Genomic DNA, 1453 nt, shown 5'->3' with positions numbered 1-1453 from the left:
CGCCGAGGCGGCGCAATTCGCGAAGGACGGCCGCACGTTGTCCTGGCTGATGGCCCAGGAACCGGCAGGCGGCGCGCGCCTGCTTGGGCTGCTGGCCTTTGGCGACACGCTCAAGCCCGAGGCCAGGCAGGCCGTGCAGCGCCTGCATGCGCTGGGCCTGAAGACCTTGCTGCTGACGGGCGACAACGCTGGCAGCGCGCAGGCCGTGGCGCAGGTGCTGGGCATTCGCGAAGTGCGCGCCGAGGTGCTGCCTGGCGACAAGGCCGCCGTCATCGAAGCCCTGCGTGCGGCTGGCGAGCATGTGGCGATGGTGGGCGACGGCATCAACGACGCCCCCGCGCTGGCCGCGGCCGACGTGGGCATGGCCATGGGCACCGGCACCGACGTGGCGATGGAAGCCGCCGGCATCACGCTGATGCGTGGCGACACCCGGCTGGTGGCAGACGCCATCGACGTTTCGCGCCGCACCTACGCCAAGATCCGCCAGGGCCTGTTCTGGGCCTTTGCCTACAACGTGCTGGGCATTCCGCTGGCCGCGGCCGGCCTGCTCAGCCCGGTGATTGCCGGCGCAGCGATGGCCTTCAGCAGTGTCAGCGTGGTCAGCAATGCGCTGCTGCTGCGGCGCTGGCGCGGCGCGGCCGATGAGCTTCCCGAATGAACCCGCGAACCCAGGAGCGCGCATGTCCCCACCCATGAACATCGGCGAGGCCGCCAAGGCCTCCGGCGTCTCGGCCAAGATGATCCGCCACTACGAAAGCGTGGGCCTGTTCCCCGAGGCCAGCCGCACCGAGGCCGGCTACCGGCAGTACAGCGAGAAGGACATCGCCACGCTGCGCTTCGTGCGCCAGTCCCGCGACCTGGGCTTCTCCATCGAGCAGATCCGCGAGCTGCTGGGCCTGTGGCAAAACCGCCGCCGGCCCAGCCGCCAGGTCAAGGCCCTGGCCGAGGCACATTTGCAGGAGCTCGATCAGAAGCTGCAGGAACTGCAGGCCATGAAGTCCACGCTGCAGCACCTGGTGCACTGCTGCCACGGCGACGACCGGCCAGACTGCCCCATCCTCGACAACCTGGCCCAGGGCGAGCCGGTGGCCGTGGCGCACGGTCCGCGCAGCGGTTTGAGGCCGGGCAAGGCATCTGCATGAATGCCCCGATTCCCGTGGCCAGGGGCTTGACCTCCCCACCCGGAAAGGCCTGATACTGCGGGCGTGAAGACGCTTCGCTTCTACCGACTGTGCCGACTTTGCCTGCTGATGCTGCTGGCTGTGCTGCTGCCCCTGCGCGGCGCGGTGGCTGCGGCCATGCTGTGCCCGGGCGGCCAGGCAGCGCAGCTGCAGCTGTCGGCCGTGCCTGCGGGCATGACCATGCATGACCATGCGCACATGCAGGCGCATGAGGCACAGACCGGGCAGGCGCATCACGCACAGGCCTCTGGCGAGCTCGCCAAGTGCAACAC

At 69.6% G+C, this 1453-nt stretch carries 3 protein-coding genes; all 3 read left to right on the top strand.

All coding sequences use genetic code 11. The features are described from left to right. On the top strand, positions 1-658 hold a 658-nt coding region (locus FKP22_RS30270), incomplete at its 5' end, for an HAD-IC family P-type ATPase (RefSeq protein WP_141291912.1). Positions 659-680: 22 nt separating this feature from the next. Continuing rightward, positions 681-1142, top strand: a complete 462-nt coding sequence (gene cueR, locus FKP22_RS30265) for a Cu(I)-responsive transcriptional regulator (protein ID WP_310733397.1) — start codon at positions 681-683, stop codon at positions 1140-1142. A 63-nt stretch (positions 1143-1205) separates the two neighbouring features. Beyond that, positions 1206-1453: hypothetical protein (locus FKP22_RS30260; RefSeq protein WP_141291911.1), on the top strand; the 248-nt coding region annotated here is incomplete at its 3' end.

Source organism: Ideonella azotifigens, from assembly GCF_006519715.1.
GTDB lineage: Bacteria > Pseudomonadota > Gammaproteobacteria > Burkholderiales > Burkholderiaceae_C > Ideonella > Ideonella azotifigens.
Note: the sequence above shows the minus strand (reverse complement) of the source record. Positions and strands in the feature narration are given on the sequence as shown.